At 57.1% G+C, this 22,100-nt stretch carries 17 protein-coding genes and 1 riboswitch; of the genes, 11 read left to right on the top strand and 6 right to left on the bottom strand.

From position 1 onward, the window contains the following. The first annotated feature begins 30 nt into the window (after positions 1 to 30). A complete protein-coding gene (gene rpmE / locus O1721_RS03025; RefSeq protein ID WP_003862040.1) occupies positions 31 to 243 on the top strand; it encodes a 50S ribosomal protein L31 in 213 nt (70 codons plus the stop codon). A gap of 48 nt (positions 244 to 291) precedes the next feature. On the opposite strand, the gene metJ is transcribed toward rpmE, so the two are convergent. Beyond that, positions 292 to 609, bottom strand: a complete 318-nt coding sequence (gene metJ / locus O1721_RS03020) for a met regulon transcriptional regulator MetJ (protein WP_006179183.1) — start codon at positions 607 to 609, stop codon at positions 292 to 294. 275 nt (positions 610 to 884) lie between these two features. On the opposite strand from metJ, the gene metB reads away from it, so the two are divergent. The 4 genes from metB (at position 885) to katG (ending at position 7,922) form a co-directional block, all read left to right on the top strand. Continuing rightward, the gene (gene metB / locus O1721_RS03015; protein ID WP_015569951.1) at positions 885 to 2,045 is read left to right on the top strand and encodes a cystathionine gamma-synthase; all 1,161 of its coding nucleotides are present in this window, start codon (positions 885 to 887) and stop codon (positions 2,043 to 2,045) included. Positions 2,046 to 2,047: 2 nt separating this feature from the next. Further along, positions 2,048 to 4,480 carry a bifunctional aspartate kinase/homoserine dehydrogenase II gene (locus tag O1721_RS03010; protein ID WP_017383103.1) on the top strand — a complete coding sequence of 811 codons (2,433 nt, stop codon included), beginning with the start codon at positions 2,048 to 2,050 and terminating at the stop codon, positions 4,478 to 4,480. A gap of 226 nt (positions 4,481 to 4,706) precedes the next feature. Further along, positions 4,707 to 5,597 (top strand): methylenetetrahydrofolate reductase, encoded by an 891-nt coding sequence (metF, locus tag O1721_RS03005; protein WP_032104303.1) that lies wholly within the window; start codon positions 4,707 to 4,709, stop codon positions 5,595 to 5,597. A gap of 144 nt (positions 5,598 to 5,741) precedes the next feature. Then, complete coding sequence (katG, locus tag O1721_RS03000) at positions 5,742 to 7,922, top strand: catalase/peroxidase HPI (protein ID WP_017383105.1); 2,181 nt, start codon at positions 5,742 to 5,744, stop codon at positions 7,920 to 7,922. A gap of 92 nt (positions 7,923 to 8,014) precedes the next feature. Here katG and gldA read toward each other — a convergent pair whose 3' ends face one another. The 3 genes from gldA to argE all read right to left on the bottom strand — a co-directional run bounded on the left by gldA (position 8,015) and on the right by argE (position 13,399). Beyond that, positions 8,015 to 9,118 (bottom strand): bifunctional L-1,2-propanediol dehydrogenase/glycerol dehydrogenase, encoded by a 1,104-nt coding sequence (gene gldA, locus O1721_RS02995; RefSeq protein WP_003862047.1) that lies wholly within the window; start codon positions 9,116 to 9,118, stop codon positions 8,015 to 8,017. 206 nt (positions 9,119 to 9,324) lie between these two features. Further along, entirely contained in the window at positions 9,325 to 11,976 is a 2,652-nt protein-coding gene (gene ppc / locus O1721_RS02990) for a phosphoenolpyruvate carboxylase (protein ID WP_032649846.1), read from the bottom strand. Between the two features lie 271 nt (positions 11,977 to 12,247). Next, entirely contained in the window at positions 12,248 to 13,399 is a 1,152-nt protein-coding gene (gene argE / locus O1721_RS02985) for an acetylornithine deacetylase (RefSeq protein WP_015569956.1), read from the bottom strand. Between the two features lie 88 nt (positions 13,400 to 13,487). Here argE and argC point away from each other — a divergent pair, with 88 nt between their 5' ends. The 4 genes from argC to oxyR all read left to right on the top strand — a co-directional run bounded on the left by argC (position 13,488) and on the right by oxyR (position 17,986). After that, positions 13,488 to 14,492, top strand: coding sequence for an N-acetyl-gamma-glutamyl-phosphate reductase (argC, locus tag O1721_RS02980; protein WP_032649844.1), 1,005 nt, complete (start codon positions 13,488 to 13,490; stop codon positions 14,490 to 14,492). A 6-nt stretch (positions 14,493 to 14,498) separates the two neighbouring features. Then, positions 14,499 to 15,275 (top strand): acetylglutamate kinase, encoded by a 777-nt coding sequence (argB, locus tag O1721_RS02975; RefSeq protein ID WP_096159761.1) that lies wholly within the window; start codon positions 14,499 to 14,501, stop codon positions 15,273 to 15,275. 105 nt (positions 15,276 to 15,380) lie between these two features. After that, a complete protein-coding gene (argH, locus tag O1721_RS02970; RefSeq protein WP_032104309.1) occupies positions 15,381 to 16,754 on the top strand; it encodes an argininosuccinate lyase in 1,374 nt (457 codons plus the stop codon). A gap of 314 nt (positions 16,755 to 17,068) precedes the next feature. Beyond that, positions 17,069 to 17,986 carry a DNA-binding transcriptional regulator OxyR gene (oxyR, locus tag O1721_RS02965; protein ID WP_003862055.1) on the top strand — a complete coding sequence of 306 codons (918 nt, stop codon included), beginning with the start codon at positions 17,069 to 17,071 and terminating at the stop codon, positions 17,984 to 17,986. Here the strand turns inward: oxyR and sthA are convergent. Further along, a complete protein-coding gene (gene sthA / locus O1721_RS02960) occupies positions 17,969 to 19,369 on the bottom strand; it encodes a Si-specific NAD(P)(+) transhydrogenase (RefSeq protein ID WP_003862057.1) in 1,401 nt (466 codons plus the stop codon). The two genes, oxyR and sthA, sit on opposite strands and share 18 nt — an antisense overlap. A 196-nt stretch (positions 19,370 to 19,565) precedes the next feature. On the opposite strand from sthA, the gene fabR reads away from it, so the two are divergent. Together fabR and O1721_RS02950 are read left to right on the top strand one after the other, a co-directional pair. After that, positions 19,566 to 20,204, top strand: coding sequence for an HTH-type transcriptional repressor FabR (gene fabR / locus O1721_RS02955; RefSeq protein ID WP_003862059.1), 639 nt, complete (start codon positions 19,566 to 19,568; stop codon positions 20,202 to 20,204). A gap of 9 nt (positions 20,205 to 20,213) precedes the next feature. Next, positions 20,214 to 20,573 carry a YijD family membrane protein gene (locus tag O1721_RS02950; RefSeq protein WP_017383113.1) on the top strand — a complete coding sequence of 120 codons (360 nt, stop codon included), beginning with the start codon at positions 20,214 to 20,216 and terminating at the stop codon, positions 20,571 to 20,573. An 80-nt stretch (positions 20,574 to 20,653) separates the two neighbouring features. Here O1721_RS02950 and trmA read toward each other — a convergent pair whose 3' ends face one another. Next, positions 20,654 to 21,754 (bottom strand): tRNA (uridine(54)-C5)-methyltransferase TrmA, encoded by a 1,101-nt coding sequence (gene trmA, locus O1721_RS02945; protein ID WP_003862063.1) that lies wholly within the window; start codon positions 21,752 to 21,754, stop codon positions 20,654 to 20,656. Between the two features lie 104 nt (positions 21,755 to 21,858). Beyond that, positions 21,859 to 22,034: riboswitch (cobalamin riboswitch) on the top strand. Positions 22,035 to 22,100 lie beyond the last annotated feature (66 nt).

Raw genomic sequence — 22,100 nt, 5'->3', positions numbered from 1 at the left:
GAGCGACGCGGCCTTAACTGAGGTTCTCCCATGAAAAAAGATATTCACCCGAAATACGAAATGATTACTGCAAACTGCTCTTGCGGTAACTCTATCCAGATCCGCTCTACCGTGGGTCACGATCTGAACCTGGACGTGTGCGGCAAATGCCACCCGTTCTACACTGGTAAGCAGCGTGATGTTGCAACCGGTGGCCGTGTTGACCGCTTCAACAAGCGTTTCAGCATCCCGGGCGCTAAATAAGTTTCCCGAAAAAAAGGCACCGCAAGGTGCCTTTTTTGTATCCGCTTATCAGTATTCCCACGTATCCGGGTCGATACCCAGTTCACGCATGATCACCTTCGCCTCTTCTGGAATTTCGTCACTGCGCTCTTTGCGCAGATCGTCATCGTTCGGCAACGGTTGGCCGGTAAACGCATGCAGGAACGCTTCGCACAGCAGTTCGCTGTTGGTGGCGTGACGCAGGTTGTTCACCTGACGACGCGTACGTTCATCGGTGAGGATCTTCAACACCTTCAGAGGAATGGACACCGTGATTTTCTTGACTTGCTCACTCTTCTTACCGTGCTCAGCGTATGGGCTGATATATTCGCCGCTCCATTCAGCCATGAGATACCTTTAATCCTCTCAGTCATTAATCTAAAGGTGCAAAACCGGTAACCATCAGTTTTGAACCGTAATCTTGCGTAGTTTACCGTAGAGACGATACCGAGGCACGGATATTGCCGCTGTAGCGTGTCCTAAAGCATATAATTTTAACGGCTATTTGCACATTGCTCAATCTATACGCAAAGAAGTTTAGATGTCCAGATGTATTGACGTCCATACTTTCAATGTTTACTCTGGTGCCTGACTTTTCACCTCATTCGCCAGGAAGCCTCACCATGACGCGTAAACAGGCCACCATCGCAGTGCGTAGCGGATTGAATGATGACGAGCAGTACGGCTGCGTTGTCCCACCAATTCATCTCTCCAGCACCTATAATTTCACCGGATTTAATGAACCCCGCGCGCATGACTACTCGCGTCGCGGCAATCCTACGCGTGACGTCACCCAGCGCGCGCTGGCGGAACTGGAAGGCGGCGCGGGTGCGGTATTAACCAATACCGGCATGTCTGCCATTCACCTGGTGACTACGGTGTTCCTGAAACCTGGCGATCTGCTGGTGGCGCCGCACGACTGTTATGGCGGTAGCTATCGTCTGTTTGATAGCCTGGCGAAACGTGGCTGCTACCGTGTGCTGTTTGTCGATCAAAACGACGAACAGGCGCTGAAACAGGCGCTTGCCGAGCAGCCGAAGCTGGTGCTGGTGGAAAGTCCAAGCAATCCATTGTTGCGCGTAGTCGATATTGCGAAAATTTGTCAGCTCGCAAGGGATGCGGGAGCGATAAGTGTAGTGGATAATACGTTCCTCAGTCCGGCCCTTCAGAACCCACTGGCACTTGGTGCCGATCTGGTGTTGCATTCATGCACTAAATATCTGAACGGCCATTCTGACGTAGTAGCAGGTGTGGTGATTGCCAAAGATCCTGAGGTAGTCACCGAACTGGCATGGTGGGCCAATAACATTGGCGTCACCGCGGGCGCGTTCGACAGCTATTTGCTGTTGCGCGGCATCCGTACGCTGTCGCCGCGTATGGACGTGGCGCAGCGTAATGCCCAGGCGATCGTGGATTTCCTGAAAACCCAGCCGCTGGTGAAGAAGCTTTATCACCCGTCGCTGCCGGAAAATCAGGGGCACGAGATTGCCGCGCGCCAACAGAAAGGATTTGGCGCGATGTTAAGTTTTGAACTGGACGGTGACGAGCAAACGCTGCGTCGCTTCCTGAGCGGGTTGTCATTGTTTACGCTGGCGGAATCCTTAGGGGGAGTAGAAAGCTTGATCTCCCACGCCGCAACCATGACGCACGCAGGTATGGCACCCGAAGCACGTGCCGCCGCCGGGATTTCCGAGACGCTGCTGCGTATCTCGACCGGTATTGAAGATTCTGAAGATTTAATTGCCGATCTGGAAAATGGCTTCCGGGTCGCAGCCAAGGGGTAATCATGAGTGTGATAGCGCAGGCAGGGACGAAGGGTCGTCAGCTGCACAAGTTTGGTGGTAGTAGTCTTGCTGATGTGAAATGTTACCTGCGTGTCGCAGGGATCATGACCGAGTATTCACAGCCGGGGGACATGATGGTTGTCTCTGCGGCGGGCAGCACCACCAATCAGTTGATTAGCTGGCTGAAACTGAGCCAGACCGATCGCCTCTCTGCGCATCAGGTGCAACAGTCCTTACGTCGTTACCAGAGTGAACTGATTGCCGGTTTGCTGCCTGCGGACGTGGCGGATGGGCTGATTAGCGCTTTTACGCACGACCTTGAGCGTCTGGCCGCTCTGCTGGACAGCGGCATTACCGATGCAGTGTATGCGGAAGTGGTTGGCCACGGTGAAGTGTGGTCTGCGCGCCTGATGGCCGCCGTGCTGCAACATCTTGGTGTGGAAGCCGCCTGGCTCGACGCGCGTGATTTCCTGCGTGCCGAACGTGCCGCACAGCCGCAGGTGGACGAAGGGTTGTCTTACCCGCTGCTGCAACAGCTGCTGGTGCAACATCCTGGTAAACGTATTGTCGTCACCGGTTTTATCAGCCGCAGCAATGCTGGCGAAACCGTTCTGCTGGGCCGTAACGGCTCTGACTACTCGGCAACGCAGATTGGCGCCCTGGCGGGCGTGTCCCGCGTCACCATCTGGAGCGACGTGGCCGGTGTCTACAGCGCGGACCCGCGCAAAGTAAAAGATGCCTGCCTGCTGCCGCTGCTGCGTCTCGACGAAGCGAGCGAACTGGCGCGTCTGGCGGCCCCGGTGCTGCACGCGCGCACGCTACAGCCGGTTTCCGGCAGCGACATCGACCTGCAACTACGCTGTAGCTACACGCCGGATCAGGGTTCCACCCGCATCGAGCGCGTGCTGGCATCCGGTACGGGCGCGCGCATTGTCACCAGCCATGATGACATCTGCCTGATTGAGTTCCAGGTGCCTGCGGGCCAGGATTTCAAACTGGCCCACAAAGATATCGACACCATCCTGAAACGTGCCCAGGTGCGTCCGCTGGCCGTTGGCGTACATAACGATCGTCAGCTGTTGCAGTTCTGCTATACCGCTGAAGTGGTGGACAGCGCCCTGAAAATTCTGGATGAAGCGGGCCTGCCGGGCGAGCTTCGCCTGCGTCAGGGGCTGGCGCTGGTGGCGATGGTGGGCGCGGGCGTCACCCGTAACCCGCTCCACTGCCACCGCTTCTGGCAGCAACTGAAAGGTCAGCCGGTGGAGTTCACCTGGCAGTCGGAAGAGGGCATCAGTCTGGTTGCCGTGCTGCGTAAAGGGCCAACCGAAAGCCTGATTCAGGGTCTGCACACCTCCCTGTTCCGCGCGGAAAAACGCATCGGCCTGGTACTGTTCGGGAAAGGGAATATCGGTTCCCGCTGGCTGGAGCTGTTCGCCCGCGAGCAGGTAACGCTTTCGGCGCGTACCGGGTTTGAATTTATTCTGGCAGGGGTGGTGGACAGCCGCCGCAGCCTGCTGAACTACGAAGGGCTGGACGCCAGCCGGGCGCTGGCCTTCTTTAACGATGAAGCGGTTGAGCAGGATGAAGAGTCGCTGTTCCTGTGGATGCGCGCGCACCCGTACGACGATCTGGTGGTGCTGGACGTGACTGCCAGCGAACAGCTGGCCGATCAGTATCTGGATTTCGCCAGCCACGGTTTCCACGTCATCAGCGCCAACAAGCTGGCGGGCGCGAGCAGCACTGATAAATACCGTCAGATCCACGACGCGTTCGAAAAAACGGGCCGTCACTGGCTGTATAACGCCACCGTTGGCGCGGGCCTGCCGGTGAACCATACCGTGCGCGACCTGATTGAAAGCGGCGACAGCATTCTGGCGCTGAGCGGGATCTTCTCCGGCACGCTCTCCTGGCTGTTTTTGCAGTTTGATGGCACCGTTCCGTTCACCGACCTGGTGGATCAGGCGTGGCAGCAGGGCTTAACCGAGCCGGATCCGCGCGTTGACCTTGCCGGTAAAGATGTGATGCGTAAGCTGGTGATCCTGGCGCGTGAAGCCGGCTACGACATTGAGCCGGGTCAGGTACGCGTTGAGTCTCTGGTGCCTGCGGGCTGCGAGGAGGGGTCCGTCGATCACTTCTTCGAGAACGGTGACGAGCTGAACGAGCAGATGGTGCAACGTCTGGAAGCGGCTAACGAGATGGGCCTGGTGCTGCGTTACGTGGCGCGTTTCGAGGCGAACGGTAAAGCGCGCGTGGGCGTGGAGGCGGTGCGTCCTGAACATCCGCTGGCGGCGCTCCTGCCGTGCGACAACGTCTTCGCCATCGAAAGCCGCTGGTATCGCGATAACCCGCTGGTGATCCGTGGCCCGGGCGCGGGACGCGATGTCACCGCAGGAGCCATTCAGTCTGATATTAATCGTCTGGCTAAGCTGCTGTAATTTCGCTTGTTCCCTCTCCCCGTGGGAGAGGGTTAGGGTGAGGGCAGCAGACCGCACTCACCCCCATCATGAGCGCCCTTCATCTTCCCTGAACAAACCTCACCGTTAATGTTGATTATTTCTGTTGACGTCATCCCGCTTTTCCGTCATTTTTACATCTGGACGTCTAAACGTATAGAAGTTCACAACACAACAAACAACGACACGCGAAAGATAGAGGTAAGGTATGAGCTTTTTTCACGCCAACCAGCGGGAAGCCCTGAATCAGAGCCTGGCCGAAGTAAACGGCCAGATTAACGTCTCTTTTGAATTTTTCCCGCCGCGCACCAGTGAAATGGAGCAAACCCTGTGGAGCTCTATCGATCGCCTGAGCAGCCTCAAGCCGAAGTTCGTCTCTGTGACCTACGGCGCCAACTCCGGTGAGCGTGACCGCACGCACAGCATCATTAAGGGCATTAAAGATCGAACCGGTCTGGAAGCGGCACCGCACCTGACCTGTATCGACGCCACCCGTGATGAACTACGCGCCATTGCCCAGGACTACTGGAATAACGGCATTCGCCACATTGTGGCCCTGCGCGGCGACCTCCCGCCAGGCAGCGGCAAGCCGGAGATGTATGCCACCGATCTGGTCGGGCTGCTGAAAGACGTTGCCGACTTTGATATCTCCGTGGCCGCCTACCCTGAAGTTCACCCGGAAGCCAAAAGCGCCCAGGCGGATCTGCTCAACCTGAAGCGTAAAGTGGAGGCCGGTGCTAACCGCGCGATTACTCAGTTCTTCTTTGACGTGGAAAGCTACCTGCGCTTTCGCGACCGCTGCGTCTCGGCGGGTATTGATGTCGAAATCATTCCTGGCATTCTGCCGGTCTCGAACTTCAAACAGGCGAAGAAATTCGCTGATATGACCAACGTGCGCATTCCGCTGTGGATGTCCAAAATGTACGAAGGGCTGGACGACGATCCGGAAACCCGTAAGCTGGTGGGGGCCAATATTGCGATGGACATGGTGAAGATTTTAAGTCGCGAAGGGGTGAAAGATTTCCATTTCTATACCCTGAACCGCGCGGAAATGAGCTACGCCATTTGCCATACGCTCGGTGTTCGCCCGGCGCTGTAAAGTAAAAAACCCTCATAAAGTGAGGGATTTTTAATCGAACGGAGAGTTAAAAGGTATTAGCTATCGAATCTGTGGATTAATTCAACTATCTCTTATCGCTAGTGGTGTATATCGTAACGGTAACACTGTAAAGGGAGCATAGCGATGAGCATGTCAGACGAGACCAATAACGCGGCATCCGCCGGCAAATGTCCGTTCCACCAGGGCGGCGTCGATCATAGCGCGGGTGCAGGTACCGGCAGCAAAGAATGGTGGCCTAAACAACTTCGCATCGATCTACTTAATCAACACTCCAGCCGTTCTAACCCTCTGGGTGAAGACTTCGACTACCGCAAAGAATTCAGCAAGCTCGACTATTCCGCCCTTAAGGGCGATCTCAAAGCACTGTTAACCGACTCACAACCGTGGTGGCCTGCCGACTGGGGCAGCTATGCGGGCCTGTTTATCCGTATGGCCTGGCACGGTGCGGGTACCTATCGCTCCGTTGACGGTCGCGGCGGCGCCGGACGCGGTCAGCAACGCTTTGCACCGCTGAACTCCTGGCCGGATAACGTCAGCCTGGATAAGGCTCGCCGCCTGCTGTGGCCAATTAAGCAAAAATACGGACAAAAAATCTCCTGGGCTGACCTCTTTATCCTCGCGGGTAACGTGGCGCTGGAGAACTCCGGCTTCCGCACCTTTGGTTTCGGTGCCGGGCGTGAAGACGTCTGGGAACCGGATCTGGACGTGAACTGGGGCGATGAAAAAGCCTGGCTGACCCACCGTGACCCGGAAGCGCTGGCGAAGCGCCCGCTTGCGGCCACCGAAATGGGCCTGATTTACGTTAACCCGGAAGGGCCGAACGCCAGCGGTGAACCGCTGTCTGCGGCGGCGGCGATCCGCGCCACCTTTGGCAACATGGGCATGAATGACGAAGAGACCGTCGCGCTGATTGCGGGCGGCCATACGCTCGGTAAAACGCACGGCGCAGGTGAAGCCACGCACGTGGGCACTGACCCGGAAGCGTCGCCGATTGAAGCGCAGGGCCTGGGCTGGGCCAGCACGCACGGCACCGGTATTGGCGCTGACGCCATCACCTCCGGGCTGGAAGTTATCTGGTCTCAAACCCCGACCCAGTGGAGCAATTACTTCTTCGAGAACCTGTTCAAATACGAATGGGTGCAGACGCGTAGCCCGGCGGGCGCCATTCAGTTCGAAGCCGTGGATGCGCCGGAAATTATGCCTGACCCGTTCGACCCGTCGAAAAAACGCAAGCCAACCATGCTGGTCACCGATCTGACGCTGCGTTTTGATCCGGAATTCGAGAAAATTTCCCGCCGCTTCCTGAACGATCCGCAGGCCTTCAACGAAGCCTTTGCGCGCGCGTGGTTCAAGCTGACCCACCGCGATATGGGGCCAAAAGCGCGGTACATCGGCCCGGAAGTACCGAAAGAAGATCTGATTTGGCAGGATCCGCTGCCTCAGCCGGTGTTCCATCCGACGCAGGAAGATATTGAAAGCCTGAAAGCGGAAATCGCGGCCTCTGGTCTCTCCGTGAGCGAGCTTGTTTCGGTTGCCTGGGCGTCGGCATCGACCTTCCGCGGCGGCGACAAGCGTGGCGGCGCTAACGGCGCGCGTCTGGCGCTGGCGCCTCAGCGCGACTGGGATGTGAACGCCGCAGCGGTGCGGGCGTTACCGGCTCTGGAAGCTATCCAGCGCACCACTAATAAAGCCTCACTGGCCGATATCATCGTGCTGGCAGGTGTTGTGGGCGTTGAGCAGGCGGCGAAAGCCGCGGGCGTTTACGTCAACGTACCGTTCACCCCGGGCCGCGTGGATGCGCGTCAGGACCAGACGGACATCGAGATGTTTAACCTGCTCGAACCGGTTGCTGACGGTTTCCGCAACTACCGTGCGCAGGTGGATGTATCCACCACGGAGTCGCTGCTGATCGACAAAGCCCAGCAGCTGACCCTGACCGCGCCGGAACTGACGGTGCTGATCGGCGGTCTGCGCGTACTGGGTGCAAACTTCGATGGCAGCAAGAATGGCGTGTTTACCAACCGCGAGGGCGTGCTGAGCAACGACTTCTTCGTTAATCTGCTGGATATGAACACCCAGTGGAAAGCGACCGACGACTCAAACGAGCTGTTTGCCGGTAGCGATCGCGCCAGCGGGGAAGTGAAATACACCGCGACCCGCGCCGATCTGGTCTTCGGTTCAAACGCCGTCCTGCGTGCGCTGGCCGAAGTTTACGCCAGCAGTGATGCACACGAGAAGTTCGTTCGTGATTTTGTTGCCGCGTGGGCGCGAGTGATGGATTTGGACCGGTTTGATGTGAAGTAGCCATTGTGCCGGGTGGCGGCTACGCCTTACCCGGCCTACAAATTAAAGTGCCATGTAGGCCGGGTAAGCGCAGCGCCACCCGGCTTTTTTCGTTACTCCCACTCCTGCAAGAATCGCTGTCCGTACTGGTCCGCCACCAGCAGCGCCGCATAGACCTGATCCGGCGTTACGCCGCCAGGCATGTTGTGAATGGTTTCCCCTTCGGCACAGGACGCCTCCGCGATCAGCCGCATTTTGGCCGGAATATCCTCTTTGATATTCAGCTGCGCCAGCGTGATCGGCAGCCCAACACTGTGGCAAAGCGCGGCGACGGTCTCAATTTCTTCAACCGGCGCGTTCTCCAGTACCAGTTGCGTCAGCGTGCCGAACGCGACCTTTTCACCATGGTAGAAATGATGCGCATCCGGCACCGCCGTCATGCCGTTGTGAATGGCATGCGCCGCCGCCAGCCCGCCGCTTTCAAAGCCCACGCCGCTGAGATAGGTGTTGGCTTCGATAATGCGTTCCAGCGCCGGTGTGACCACGTGCTGTTCCGCCGCCAGCATCGCTTTCTCGCCCTCTTCAACCAGCGTGTTGTAGCACAGCTCTGCCAGCGCTAACGCTGCCTGCGTGCACTTGCCGCCCGCCATGGTCGTCGCGCCGCTACGTGAGCAGGCACGCGCTTCAAACCAGGTTGCCAGGGCATCGCCAATCCCGGCGGCCAGCAGGCGCGCAGGTGCGCCCGCCACCACTTTGGTATCGACAATCACCATGTTCGGGTTGTGCGGCAGCATCAGGTAGCGATCGAACTCGCCGCTGTCGGTATAAATCACGGAAAGGGCGCTGCACGGCGCATCGGTGGAGGCAATGGTCGGGGCAATGGCCACCGGCACGTCCATAAAGTGGGCCAGCGCTTTGGCAGTATCCAGCGTTTTTCCGCCGCCGATACCCAGCACCGCCAGACAGTCAGCGCTGTCGGCCAGCTTTTTCAGGCGATCGATTTCATTTTGCGAACATTCGCCACCAAATGGTGCAATTTCGGCATGGAGTCCGGCTTTTTTAAAACTCTGGCGCAGGGTTTCTTCAGCAAAACCCAGCACAAATTTATCGCCCACCACCAGCCAGCGATTTGCCAGCGGCTTCAGGTAGTCGCCGAGGCGAGTGAGAACATCTGCGCCCTGGATGTATTTTCCCGGGGATTGAATGACACGGTCCATAACATTACTCCCTTAGTGTATGAGGTAAATTCTGTCCTGTTCGAACTGCACTAAGAGTGACTCTACTCCCGGCGTGCCGGTCATTTGTTGCGCTACGTCTAAGTGAAACGTGATTGCCTTACCGGTGGCAAAGATTGAGGGGGAGATCAGGGAAGGGGGAAGATCGAGAAGTGCCCGGCAAGTGTAGCGCTGCCGGGCACTGAGCATTAACCGGTGTTGCGCATACCTGCCGCAACGCCTGCTATCGTTACCATCAGCGCCTGTTCAACGCGCGGATCCGGCTCTTTACCTTCCTCCTCCGCCAGACGCGAACGGTGCAGCAGTTCAGCCTGTAAAACGTTCAGCGGGTCGGTGTAGATGTTACGCAGCTGGATAGACTCGGCGATCCACGGCAGGTCTTCCATCAGGTGGGAGTCATTAGCGATATCCAGCACCACTTTAATATCGCCTTCAAGCAGCTCGCGCAGCTCTTTACCCAGCGCCCACAGCTCTGGTTTCACCAGACGCTGATCGTAGTATTCCGCCAGCCACAGGTCGGCTTTCGAGAAGACCATCTCCAGCATGCCCAGACGGGTAGAGAAGAACGGCCAGTCGCGGCACATGGTTTCCAGTTCGCTCTGCTTTCCGTCTTCCACCACTTTTTGCAGCGCCGCACCGGCACCCAGCCAGGCCGGCAGCATCAGACGGTTTTGCGTCCAGGCGAAGATCCACGGAATGGCGCGCAGGGATTCAACGCCGCCGGTCGGGCGACGCTTGGCCGGGCGCGAACCCAGCGGCAGTTTACCCAGCTCCTGCTCAGGCGTGGCTGAGCGGAAGTAAGGCACAAAGTCTTTGTTTTCACGCACGTAGCCGCGATAGAGGTCGCAGGAGATGTCAGACAGCTCGTCCATGATCCGGCACCAGGACTCTTTTGGCTCCGGCGGCGGCAGCAGGTTGGCTTCCAGGATCGCACTGGTATAGAGCGACAGGCTGCTGATGGTCACTTCCGGCAGGCCGTACTTGAAGCGGATCATCTCACCCTGCTCGGTCACGCGCAGGCCGCCTTTCAGGCTTCCTGGTGGTTGAGAGAGCAACGCTGCGTGTGCAGGCGCACCGCCACGACCAATGGAGCCGCCGCGTCCGTGGAACAGGGTCAGTTCAATACCGGCTTTTTCGCAGGTTTTGATTAGCGCATCCTGCGCCTGATACTGCGCCCAGGAGGCTGCCATCACGCCCGCATCTTTCGCGGAGTCGGAATAGCCAATCATCACCATCTGTTTGCCCTGAATAAAGCCGCGATACCAGTCGATGTTCAGCAACTGGGTCATCACGTCGTTAGCGTTGTTCAGGTCGTCGAGGGTCTCAAATAGCGGGGCCACTGGCAGGGCATAGTCAATGCCCGCTTCTTTCAGCAGAAGGTGAACGCCCAGCACGTCGGACGGGGTCTTCGCCATGGAGATCACATAGGCGGCCACCGATCCTTTCGGCGCATCCACGATCGCTTTACAGGTGTTGAGCACTTCGCGGGTGTCGTTGCTTGGCTCCCAGTTGCGCGGCAGCAGCGGGCGCTTGGAGTTCAGCTCGCGGATCAGGAACGCCTGTTTGTCGGCTTCTGACCAGCTTTCATAGTCGCCGATGCCGAGGTAGCGGGTCAGCTCGCCCAGTGCTTCGGTATGACGGGTACTTTCCTGACGAACGTCGATACGCACCAGCGGCACGCCGAAACACTTCACGCGGCGCAGGGTGTCGAGCAGTTCGCCGTTGGCAATGATGCCCATCCCACAGGCCTGGAGCGATTTATAGCAGGCGTACAGCGGCTCCCAAAGCTGTTCGTTCTGGCTCAGCAGACCTTCCGGCTTCGACAGGCGCTGGCCTTTCAGGCGCGCTTCCAGCCAGACCTGAGTGGCCATCAGCTGACCGCGCAGTTTTTTCATCAGGAAACGGTACGGTTCGCTGGCGCCTTCTTCACCGGCCAGCGCGCGCAGTTCCGGCGTGGCTTCCACCATCGACAGCTCGGAGATCAGCACCTGAATATCTTTCAGGAACAGGTCGGTCGCTTTCCAGCGGCTCAGCAGCAGGACGTGGCGGGTGATTTCCGCCGTCACGTTCGGGTTGCCGTCGCGGTCGCCGCCCATCCAGGAGGTGAAGCGCACCGGAACAAAATCAACCGGCAGGCGGTAGCCCAGGTTCTCTTCCAGCTGTTCGTTCAGCTCGCGCAGGTAGTTGGGGACCCCTTCCCACAGGCTGTTTTCCACCACCGCAAAGCCCCATTTGGCTTCGTCGACCGGGCTTGGGCGATGCTTACGAATTTCATCCGTGTGCCAGGACTGGGCAATCAGCTGGCGCAGACGGCGCATAAGCTGGTTACGTTCGTAGTCGGCAATGTCTTTGTTATCCAGTTGCTTCAGACAGTTGTTCACTTCCACCATTTTGTGGATCAGCGTACGACGGGTGATTTCGGTTGGGTGTGCGGTCAGTACCAGCTCCAGCGAAAGGGATTCTACCGCTTTTTTGATGGTCGCTTCGTTGAGGTCGGGCTGGTCTTTGAGTTTACGAAGGGTGCGGGCAATGACTTCCGGGTTGCTGGCCGCTTCGCCTTTTGGCGAAATGCTGTGGTATTGCTCAGCGGTGTTTGCCAGGTTCAGGAACTGGCTGAAGGCGCGGGCAACGGGCAGCAGCTCATCGTTGGAGAGGTTCTGCAAGGTGGTGAGCAGCTCCTGACGATTGGCCTCGTTACCGGCGCGGGAAGATTTGGACAGCTTGCGGATGGTTTCAACGCGGTCGAGGATGTTCTCCCCCAGTGCGTCTTTGATGGTATCTCCAAGCACTTTGCCGAGCATACTGACATTACTACGCAACGCGGAATATTGTTCGTTCATAAAAACCCAGTCACCCCATCATTTTTGTTTATGCCCATGCGAAAATCTTCTGGACATTATTTTGTCATCTCCCTTTATAAAGCCACGTAAAACCCCCGTCGTCAATTGCTGCGAAAACGGTTCAGCAAACGAATAAATGTGGGTAATTTACGAAATTTAATTCGTATTGCGTCAGATAAGAGATGCTTATGGGAATGTGACGAAGATCATGCGATTTGTTGCCCTCACCCTAACCCTCTCCCACAGGGAGAGGGGACTGTTCGGTGCGTTTTTAATGCCAGCAGAAGTGATGCACAACCTGGGTAATGAGTTCGCGAGTGGGCTTGATGAAGCGGGTTTCGAGATATTCGTCCGGCTGGTGGGCCTGGTTGATGGAGCCAGGGCCCAGAACCAGCGTCGGGCACAGCGTCTGAATAAACGGCGCTTCGGTGCAATAGTTCACCACGTCGGTTTTCTCGCCGAGCAGTTTTTCTACCACCTGAACCAGCTGATGGTCAGGCGGACATTCGTAGCCTGGAATCGGCGGATGCAGTTCGGAGACCGTCAGACGGCCCGGCCAGCGCTCGCTGACCGGTGCCAGCGCTTCGTTCAGTAAGCCATCCAGATCGCTCAGCGTCATGCCCGGCAGAGGACGGATATCCATATGCAGTTCGCAGCAGGCGCAGATACGGTTGGACGCATCACCGCCGTGCAGGCTGCCGAGGTTTAGCGTCGGATACGGCACGGTGAACGCCTCGTAGTGATAGCGCTCTTTCAGATCGTCGCGCAGGGTCATGATGCGGCCAATCGCGTCATGCATCAGCTCGATGGCGTTCACGCCGCGCGCCGGATCGCTGGAGTGGCCGGACTGTCCGAGCACGCGCACCGCGGTAGAAATATGGCCTTTGTGCGCCCGAATCGGTTGCAGAGAGGTCGGTTCGCCGATGATCGCGCAGTCAGGACGAATCGATGTGTTTTCAGAGAAATAACGTGCGCCCGCCATGCTGGTCTCTTCATCGGCGGTCGCCAGAATGTAGAGCGGCTTTTTCAGGGTTGTCACGTCCACGTCACGCAGCGCGTCGAGGATAAAGGCGAAAAAGCCTTTCATGTCGGCGGTGCCCAAACCGTAGAGTTTGTTGTCATGTTCGGTCAGCGTGAACGGATCGCGCGTCCAGCGGCCATCATCAAACGGCACGGTGTCAGTGTGGCCAGCCAGCAGCAGGCCGCCCGCGCCATGTCCGGTACTGGCGAGCAGGTTAAATTTGTGGCGTGTTCCGGGGACGGGCTGAACCTCAACGTTAAACCCAAGATCGCTAAACCAACCCGCCAGCAGATTGATTAAAGACTCATTGCTCTGATCCAGGGCTTCTTCCGTCGCGCTGATGGAGGGTGTGGCAATCAGGGCGCGGTAAATCTCGATAAATGGCGGTAAGTTCATTTTCATTGTTGACACACCTTAGGTCGTGATAGTATCAATATTCATGCAATAAATGTGAATAAAAATACATTATCGTTGAGCATAAAGGAACCCGATGTTGAATACGCTGATTGTAGGCGCTAGCGGTTATGCGGGCGCAGAGCTTGTAAGCTACGTAAATCGCCACCCTCATATGACCATAACCGCTTTGACCGTGTCAGCGCAAAGCAATGATGCCGGAAAGTTAATTTCCGATTTGCATCCACAGCTTAAGGGCGTGGTTGATTTGCCTTTGGAGCCCATGTCTGACATCAGCGAGTTCACCGACGGCGTTGACGTTGTGTTTTTAGCCACGGCGCATGAAGTTAGCCACGACCTGGCACCGCAATTTTTAGCGGCCGGCTGCGTGGTCTTTGATCTCTCCGGCGCGTTTCGCGTTAACGACAGCGCGTTCTACGAAAAATATTATGGTTTCACCCATCAGCACCCGGATCTGCTCGAAAAAGCGGTGTACGGCCTGGCGGAGTGGAGCGCTGACAAACTGAAAGAAGCGGATCTGATTGCCGTGCCGGGCTGCTACCCGACGGCGGCGCAGCTTTCCCTGAAGCCGCTGATCGACGCCGGTCTGCTGGATCTGCATCAGTGGCCGGTGATCAACGCCACCAGTGGCGTGAGCGGCGCCGGGCGCAAAGCGGCGATCTCCAACAGCTTCTGCGAAGTGAGCCTTCAGCCGTATGGCGTGTTTAATCACCGTCATCACCCTGAAATCACCACCCATCTGGGCGCGGACGTGATTTTCACCCCGCACCTCGGCAGCTTCCCGCGTGGGATCCTCGAAACCATTACCTGCCGCCTGAAGCCGGGTGTGACCAAAGAACAGGTGAGCGAGGTCTTCACGCAGGCGTATGCGGATAAACCGCTGGTGCGCCTGTATGACAAAGGCGTGCCGGCGTTGAAAAACGTGGTTGGCCTGCCGTTCTGCGACATCGGCTTTGCCGTGCAGGGCGAGCATCTGATTGTGGTCGCCGCAGAAGATAACTTACTCAAAGGCGCTGCCGCACAGGCAATGCAGTGTGCAAATATTCGTTTCGGCTTCCCTGAAACGCAGGCTCTTATTTAAGGTGTGATGATGAATCCATTAATTATCAAACTCGGTGGTGTACTGCTGGACAGCGAAGAAGCGCTGGAGCGCCTGTTTACCGCACTGGTGAACTATCGCGAATCACACCAACGTCCGCTGGTGATTGTGCACGGCGGCGGTTGCGTGGTGGATGAGCTGATGAAAGGGCTCAACCTGCCGGTGAAAAAGAAAAATGGCCTGCGCGTGACGCCAGCGGATCAGATTGACATCATTACCGGCGCGCTGGCGGGAACGGCGAACAAAACGCTGCTGGCGTGGGCGAAGAAACACCATATCGCCTCCGTTGGCCTCTTTCTGGGCGATGGCGATAGCGTAAAAGTGACCCAGCTCGACGAAGAGCTTGGCCATGTTGGACTGGCGCAGCCAGGTTCGCCTGAGCTGATTAACACCCTGCTGGAAGGCGGTTTCCTGCCGGTGGTGAGCTCAATCGGCGTGACCGAAGAGGGCGAACTGATGAACGTCAATGCGGACCAGGCGGCGACGGCGCTGGCGGCAACGCTGGGCGCAGACCTGATCCTGCTCTCCGACGTGAGCGGCATTCTGGACGGCAAAGGCCAGCGCATTGCGGAAATGACCGCCGCAAAAGCCGAGCAGCTGATCGATCAGGGCATTATTACCGACGGCATGATCGTTAAAGTGAACGCCGCGCTGGATGCGGCCCGCACGCTGGGCCGCCCGGTGGATATCGCCTCCTGGCGTCACGCAGAGCAGCTTCCGGCGCTGTTTAACGGCACGCCGATTGGCACGCGTATTCTGGCTTAAGATTCTGTGCCGGATGGCGCTTCGCTTATCCGGCCTACGTGAATTTTGTAGGCCCGGTAAGCGCAGCGCCACCGGGCAAAAATATCATCATTAAGGAAATTCGTTATGGCACTTTGGGGTGGGCGTTTTACACAGGCAGCGGATCAGCGGTTCAAACAGTTCAACGACTCTTTGCGCTTCGACTACCGCCTGGCCGAACAGGATATTGTCGGCTCTGTGGCCTGGTCCAAAGCGCTGGTGACCGTTGGCGTGCTGACCGCAGACGAACAGCAGCAGCTGGAAGAGGCGCTGAACAACCTGCTGGAAGAGGTGCGTCTGGATCCGGAGCAAATCCTCCAGAGCGATGCCGAAGATATTCACAGCTGGGTGGAAGGCAAACTGATCGATAAAGTCGGCCAGTTGGGTAAAAAGCTCCATACCGGGCGTAGCCGTAATGACCAGGTGGCGACCGACCTGAAGCTGTGGTGCAAAGAGACCGTCGGCGAACTGCTGGCGGCGAATCGTCAGTTGCAGAGCGCGCTGGTGGACACCGCGCAGAGCAATCAGGATGCGGTGATGCCGGGTTATACCCACCTGCAACGCGCGCAGCCGGTGACGTTCGCGCACTGGTGTCTGGCCTACGTTGAGATGCTAGCGCGTGATGAGAGCCGTTTACAGGATACCTTAAAGCGTCTGGACGTCAGCCCGCTGGGCAGCGGCGCGCTGGCCGGTACGGCGTATGAAATCGACCGTGAGCAGCTGGCAGGCTGGCTGGGCTTTGCCTCCGCCACCCGCAACAGCCTGGACAGCGTCTCTGACCGTGACCACGTGCTGGAGCTGCTCTCGAATGCCTCTATCGGGATGGTGCACCTGTCGCGCTTTGCCGAAGACCTGATCTTCTTTAACTCTGGCGAAGCCGGGTTTGTAGAGCTGTCCGACCGCGTGACGTCCGGCTCCTCCCTGATGCCGCAGAAGAAAAACCCGGATGCGCTGGAGCTGATCCGCGGTAAGTGTGGCCGTGTGCAGGGCGCGCTGACCGGTATGATGATGACCCTGAAAGGGCTGCCGCTGGCATACAACAAAGACATGCAGGAAGACAAGGAGGGGCTGTTCGACGCGCTCGACACCTGGCTGGACTGTCTGCATATGGGCGCGCTGGTGCTGGACGGCATTCAGGTGAAACGTCCGCGCTGCCAGGAAGCGGCGCAGCAGGGGTATGCTAACTCTACCGAGCTGGCGGACTACCTGGTGGCGAAAGGCGTACCGTTCCGCGAGGCGCACCATATTGTGGGTGAAGCGGTGGTGGAAGCGATTCGTCAGGGTAAAGCCCTTGAAGAGCTGGCGCTTGCCGACCTGCAAAAATTCAGCGCGGTTATCGGGGATGATGTCTACCCGATTCTGGCCCTGCAATCCTGCCTGGATAAGCGTGCAGCGAAAGGTGGCGTGTCGCCGAAGCAGGTAGCGCAGGCGATTGCGGATGCGAAAAACCGGTTGGTTTGAATTGGTTTGAATAGTGCGGGCTGGTGCCCTCACCTCGGCCCTCTCCCACAGGGAGAGGGAGAAAAACGGAGCCTGGCTTAGTGCTGGGCTTTTTTTTACGCAAAAAAAGCGGACCACGGGGTCCGCAAAAGTTCACGTTGGCTTTAGTTTTTCGAGTTTTGAGAGAAACTCGCTGACGGTGCGGGGACGTCAAGGGTCAAACACGTGCCGCCTCGTCTATGTGATGTATTATTCAACAGAATGCTTGATAGGGATAATCGTTCGTTGCTATGCTATCTATCGCCATGAACTATCGTGGCGACGGAGGATGAATAATGAATATTCGTGATCTTGAATACCTGGTAGCGTTAGCTGAGCATCGCCATTTTCGCCGCGCGGCAGACTCCTGCCACGTCAGCCAGCCAACGCTGAGCGGTCAGATCCGCAAGCTGGAAGATGAGCTGGGCGTGATGCTGCTGGAGCGCACCAGTCGTAAGGTACTGTTCACGCAGGCAGGTCTTCTGCTGGTGGATCAGGCGCGCACCGTACTGCGCGAGGTCAAAGTGCTCAAGGAAATGGCAAGCCAGCAGGGGGAAGCGATGTCCGGCCCGCTGCATATTGGCCTGATCCCAACCGTTGGCCCGTACCTGTTGCCGCAAATCATTCCGATGCTGCACCAGACGTTCCCGAAACTCGAAATGTACCTGCATGAAGCGCAAACCCATCAGCTGCTGGCGCAGCTGGACAGCGGCAAGCTCGACTGCGCGATCCTGGCGCTGGTCAAAGAGAGTGAAGCGTTTATTGAAGTACCGCTGTTCGATGAGCCGATGATGCTGGCGATCTATGAAGATCACCCGTGGGCGAACCGCGATCGCGTGCCGATGGCCGATCTGGCCGGTGAAAAACTGCTGATGCTGGAAGATGGCCACTGTCTGCGCGATCAGGCGATGGGCTTCTGCTTCGAAGCGGGTGCCGATGAAGATACCCATTTCCGCGCAACCAGCCTGGAAACGCTGCGTAATATGGTGGCGGCGGGAAGCGGTATTACGCTGCTGCCGGCGCTGGCGGTGCCGCACGAGCGTAAACGTGATGGCGTGGTCTATCTGCCCTGTATTAAGCCGGAGCCGCGTCGCACCATTGGTCTGGTTTATCGTCCGGGGTCACCGCTGCGCAGCCGCTATGAGCAGCTGGCAGAGGCCATCCGGGGTGCGATGGATGGCCATTTCGACAGCGCGTTAAAACAGGCGGTTTAAGCCGTTCAGCGCAGCTACCCGATAAGCTTCCGCCATGGTCGGGTAGTTAAAGGTGGTGTTAACGAAGTACTCAATGGTGTTGCCACCACCTTTTTGCTCCATGATCGCCTGGCCGATATGAATGATTTCCGCCGCGCGTTCACCGAAGCAGTGAATACCGAGGATCTCTTTCGTCTCGCGATGGAACAGGATCTTAAGCGTACCTACGCTCATTCCCACGATTTGCGCCCGCGCCAGATGTTTAAACTGGGCACGACCCACCTCGTAAGGCACCTTCATGGCCGTCAGCTGCTGCTCGGTTTTGCCGACAGAGCTGATTTCCGGAATGGTGTAGATGCCCGTCGGGATATCTTCAATCAGATGCGCCGTCGCTTCACCTTTCACCAGCGCCTGTGCGGCGATGCGGCCCTGATCGTACGCGGCGGAGGCCAGGCTTGGGTAACCAATCACGTCGCCCACCGCGTAAACGTGCGGCAGCGCAGTCTGGTACATGCTGTTGACCTTGAGCTGACCGCGGCTGTCGGTTTCAAGCCCGATATTCTCCAGCTGCAATGAATCCGTGTTGCCGGTACGGCCGTTGGCGTACAGCAGGCAGTCCGCCTTCAGCTTCTTACCGGATTTCAGGTGCATGATCACACCGTCGTCGCAGCCTTCGATTTTCTCGTACTCTTCGTTGTGGCGAATCACCACGCCGCTGTTCCAGAAGTGGTAGGAGAGGGAATCTGACATCTCCTGATCGAGGAACGCCAGCAGCCGGTCGCGGGTGTTGATCAGATCAACTTTGACCTCCATTCCCCGGAAAATCGACGCATATTCGCAGCCAATCACGCCCGCGCCGTAGATGATCACATGGCGTGGCTCGTGGTGCAGGCTGAGGATGGAGTCGCTGTCGTAAATGCGCGGGTGCGAGAAATCCACGTCTGCCGGATGGTAAGGACGGGAGCCGCAGGCGATCACAAATTTTTCAGCGGTGAGCGTCTCAACCGAACCGTCGTGGCACTCCAGCGCCAGGGTGTGTTCATCCACAAAATGCGCGTTCCCTTGCAGAATTTCACAGTGGTTGCGCTCATAGAAACCCTGACGCATGCGCGTCTGCTGGTTAATGACCGTGTCTGCGTGATTCAGGATATCGGCAAAGGAGGAGCGAAGAAGTCGGGAGTGGTCGCTGTAAAGAGGGTTCTGGTTAAATTCGATAATGCGGCTAACGGCGTGGCGGAGGGCTTTCGAAGGGATGGTGCCCCAGTGGGTGCAACCGCCGCCGACGTTATGGTAGCGCTCAATAACCGCTACTCTGGCTCCCTGTTTTACCAGACCCATAGCAGCACCTTCGCCGCCGGGGCCGGAACCAATAACTATTGCGTCGTAATCGTAGGAATGTGGCATGGCAAGGCTTACCTGTTCTTATACATAAAAGCAACAGAATCATAACATCATTGCCAGGGTAACCCAATTATCGTTGTGCTTTTTTCGGGCAGTGGAGCACAAACCGCCCGTAAACAATCATTCACAAAGCCAGGTAAACAGATTAATTTTATTCTCTGGTATAGTGCCAACGGGCCTTTGGAAGGATTCAACTATCGTGATGGGCGTAAGAGCACAACAAAAAGAGAAAACCCGGCGTTCGCTGGTGGAAGCCGCATTCAGTCAACTGAGTGCTGAGCGGAGTTTTGCCAGTTTGAGCCTGCGTGAAGTGGCGCGCGAGGCCGGGATTGCGCCAACGTCCTTCTATCGTCATTTCCGTGATGTGGATGAACTGGGCCTGACCATGGTCGACGAGAGCGGTTTGATGCTGCGCCAGCTTATGCGTCAGGCGCGTCAGCGTATCGCCAAAGGCGGCAGCGTGATCCGCACCTCCGTGTCGACATTTATGGAATTTATCGGCAATAACCCTAACGCGTTTCGCCTGCTGTTGCGTGAGCGTTCCGGAACTTCAGCCGCGTTTCGTGCCGCCGTCGCGCGTGAAATTCAGCATTTCATCGCGGAACTTGCCGACTATCTTGAACTCGAAAACCATATGCCGCGTGCGTTTACTGAAGCACAGGCCGAGGCGATGGTGACGATTGTTTTCAGCGCGGGTGCCGAAGCGCTGGATGTCAGCATTGAACAACGTAAGCAACTCGAAGAGCGACTGGTATTGCAGCTGCGGATGATTTCTAAAGGTGCGTACTACTGGTATCGCCGTGAACAAGAGAAGTTGGCACATCAAAACGATGAGTGAAGGTGAGTAATGAAACAGTCAGGTCAGGATAAAGGAACGCTGTTGCTGGCATTGATCGCTGGCTTATCCATCAATGGTACGTTTGCGGCGGTTTTTAGCTCAATTGTACCGTTCTCGATTTTCCCGATTATCGCGCTGGTGCTGACGGTGTACTGCCTGCATCAACGTTATCTGAACCGCACCATGCCGGTTGGGTTACCGGGACTGGCCGCAGCCTGTTTTATTCTGGGTGTACTGTTGTACAGCACCGTGGTGCGCGCAGAGTATCCGGATATTGGCTCTAACTTCCTGCCTGCGGTACTGTCTGTGGCGCTGGTGTTCTGGATTGGCTCGCGCATGCGTAGCCGCAAGAGCCAGTTACCGGAGTAATGAATTATTTGTAGGGCAGGTAAGCGAAGCGCCATCTGCCAAAAAATGCCGGATGGCGCTACGCTTATCCGGCCTACAGATCACCGTGCGGTAAGTAAAACGCCGCACTCCATATGGTGCGTATACGGGAACTGATCGAACAGCGCCAGACGTTCAACCTTGTGCGTCTGGCTTAATGTTTCCAGATTCTTGCACAGCGTCTCCGGGTTACAGGAGATGTACAAAATACGCGGGTACGCCTGCACCATCTTCTCGGTTTCGCTGTCCAGGCCACTGCGCGGCGGATCGACAAAAATTGTCTCACACTGGTAGCTCTTCAAATCAATCCCTTGCAGGCGGTTAAACTCGCGTACGCCGTTCATCGCCTGGGTAAATTCTTCTGCCGCCATACGAATAATTTGTACGTTATCAATATGGTTAGCGGCGATGTTGTACTGCGCGGCGGCCACCGACGGTTTGGCGATTTCCGTCGCCAGCACGCGCTCGAAATTACGCGCCAGCGCCAGCGAGAAGTTGCCGTTACCGCAGTAGAGCTCCAGCAGATCGCCCTTAGACCCTTCTGTCGCCTTCAGCGCCCACTCCAGCATCTGCACGTTCATGGCGGCGTTCGGCTGGGTGAAGCTGTTCTCTACCTGACGGTAAACCATCTCTTTACCTGCTACCGGCAGACGCTCGTCGATGTAATCCTGGTCCAGCATGATTTTGGTTTTGGTCGCGCGGCCAATCAGGTGCACGTTGATGTTCTGCGCGCGCAGCGCATCGCGCAGGGCTTCTGCCTGCTCGCGCCACTCGTCGGTCAGCGCTTTGTGATAGAGCAGAGAAACAATGGCCTGATTGCTTTGGGTGGTCAGGTAGTCAATCTGGAACAGCTTGTTGCGCAGCACCGGATTATTGCGTACACCGTCGATCATTAGTGTCATCAGCTGGTTGATGAGCTCACTCGCCGCCGGAAAACTGTCTACGCGAATGCGGGATTTCGTCTGCTGATCGAAAATGATGTGGTACAGGTCATCGCCATCGTGCCAGATGCGGAACTCAGCGCGCATACGGTAGTGGCTGACCGGAGAACGAAACACCTCGGGAACCGGCGCGTTGAAAGGCGTCATCATACTTTGCAGGCGGACAACTTTTTCTGCCAGCTGTGCGTCGTACTGTTCTGTCGGGAGGTGTTCGGGGGTCATGATGCGTCCTGAGTGATAAAGAATTACGCGGGGATTGTAGGGATTGTGCAGTGGATGTCCAGATTTAATGGCTAATAGCTATCTGGACATCTATACGTGTCTAATTGTAGCATTCTGTTTCCGGTCTCCTGAGAGTGAAAAGGGAATCCAGTGCAAATCTGGAGCTGACGCGCAGCGGTAAAGACTGGCGGGATGAGAGTTGTAGACACTGTGAAAATGGGAAGTCTTCATCCGTATAACGCCACCCAGCCCGAAGACCTGCCGGGATCACGTCGCATTTGGTTTCATCATCGCGTGCTATCGATGAGGCCTGCGGCATCCTTCTTATATTGTGGATGCTTTAACA

It is taken from the genome of Enterobacter cloacae complex sp. HYC033_NIDB (assembly GCF_056673335.1).
Note: the sequence above shows the minus strand (reverse complement) of the source record. Positions and strands in the feature narration are given on the sequence as shown.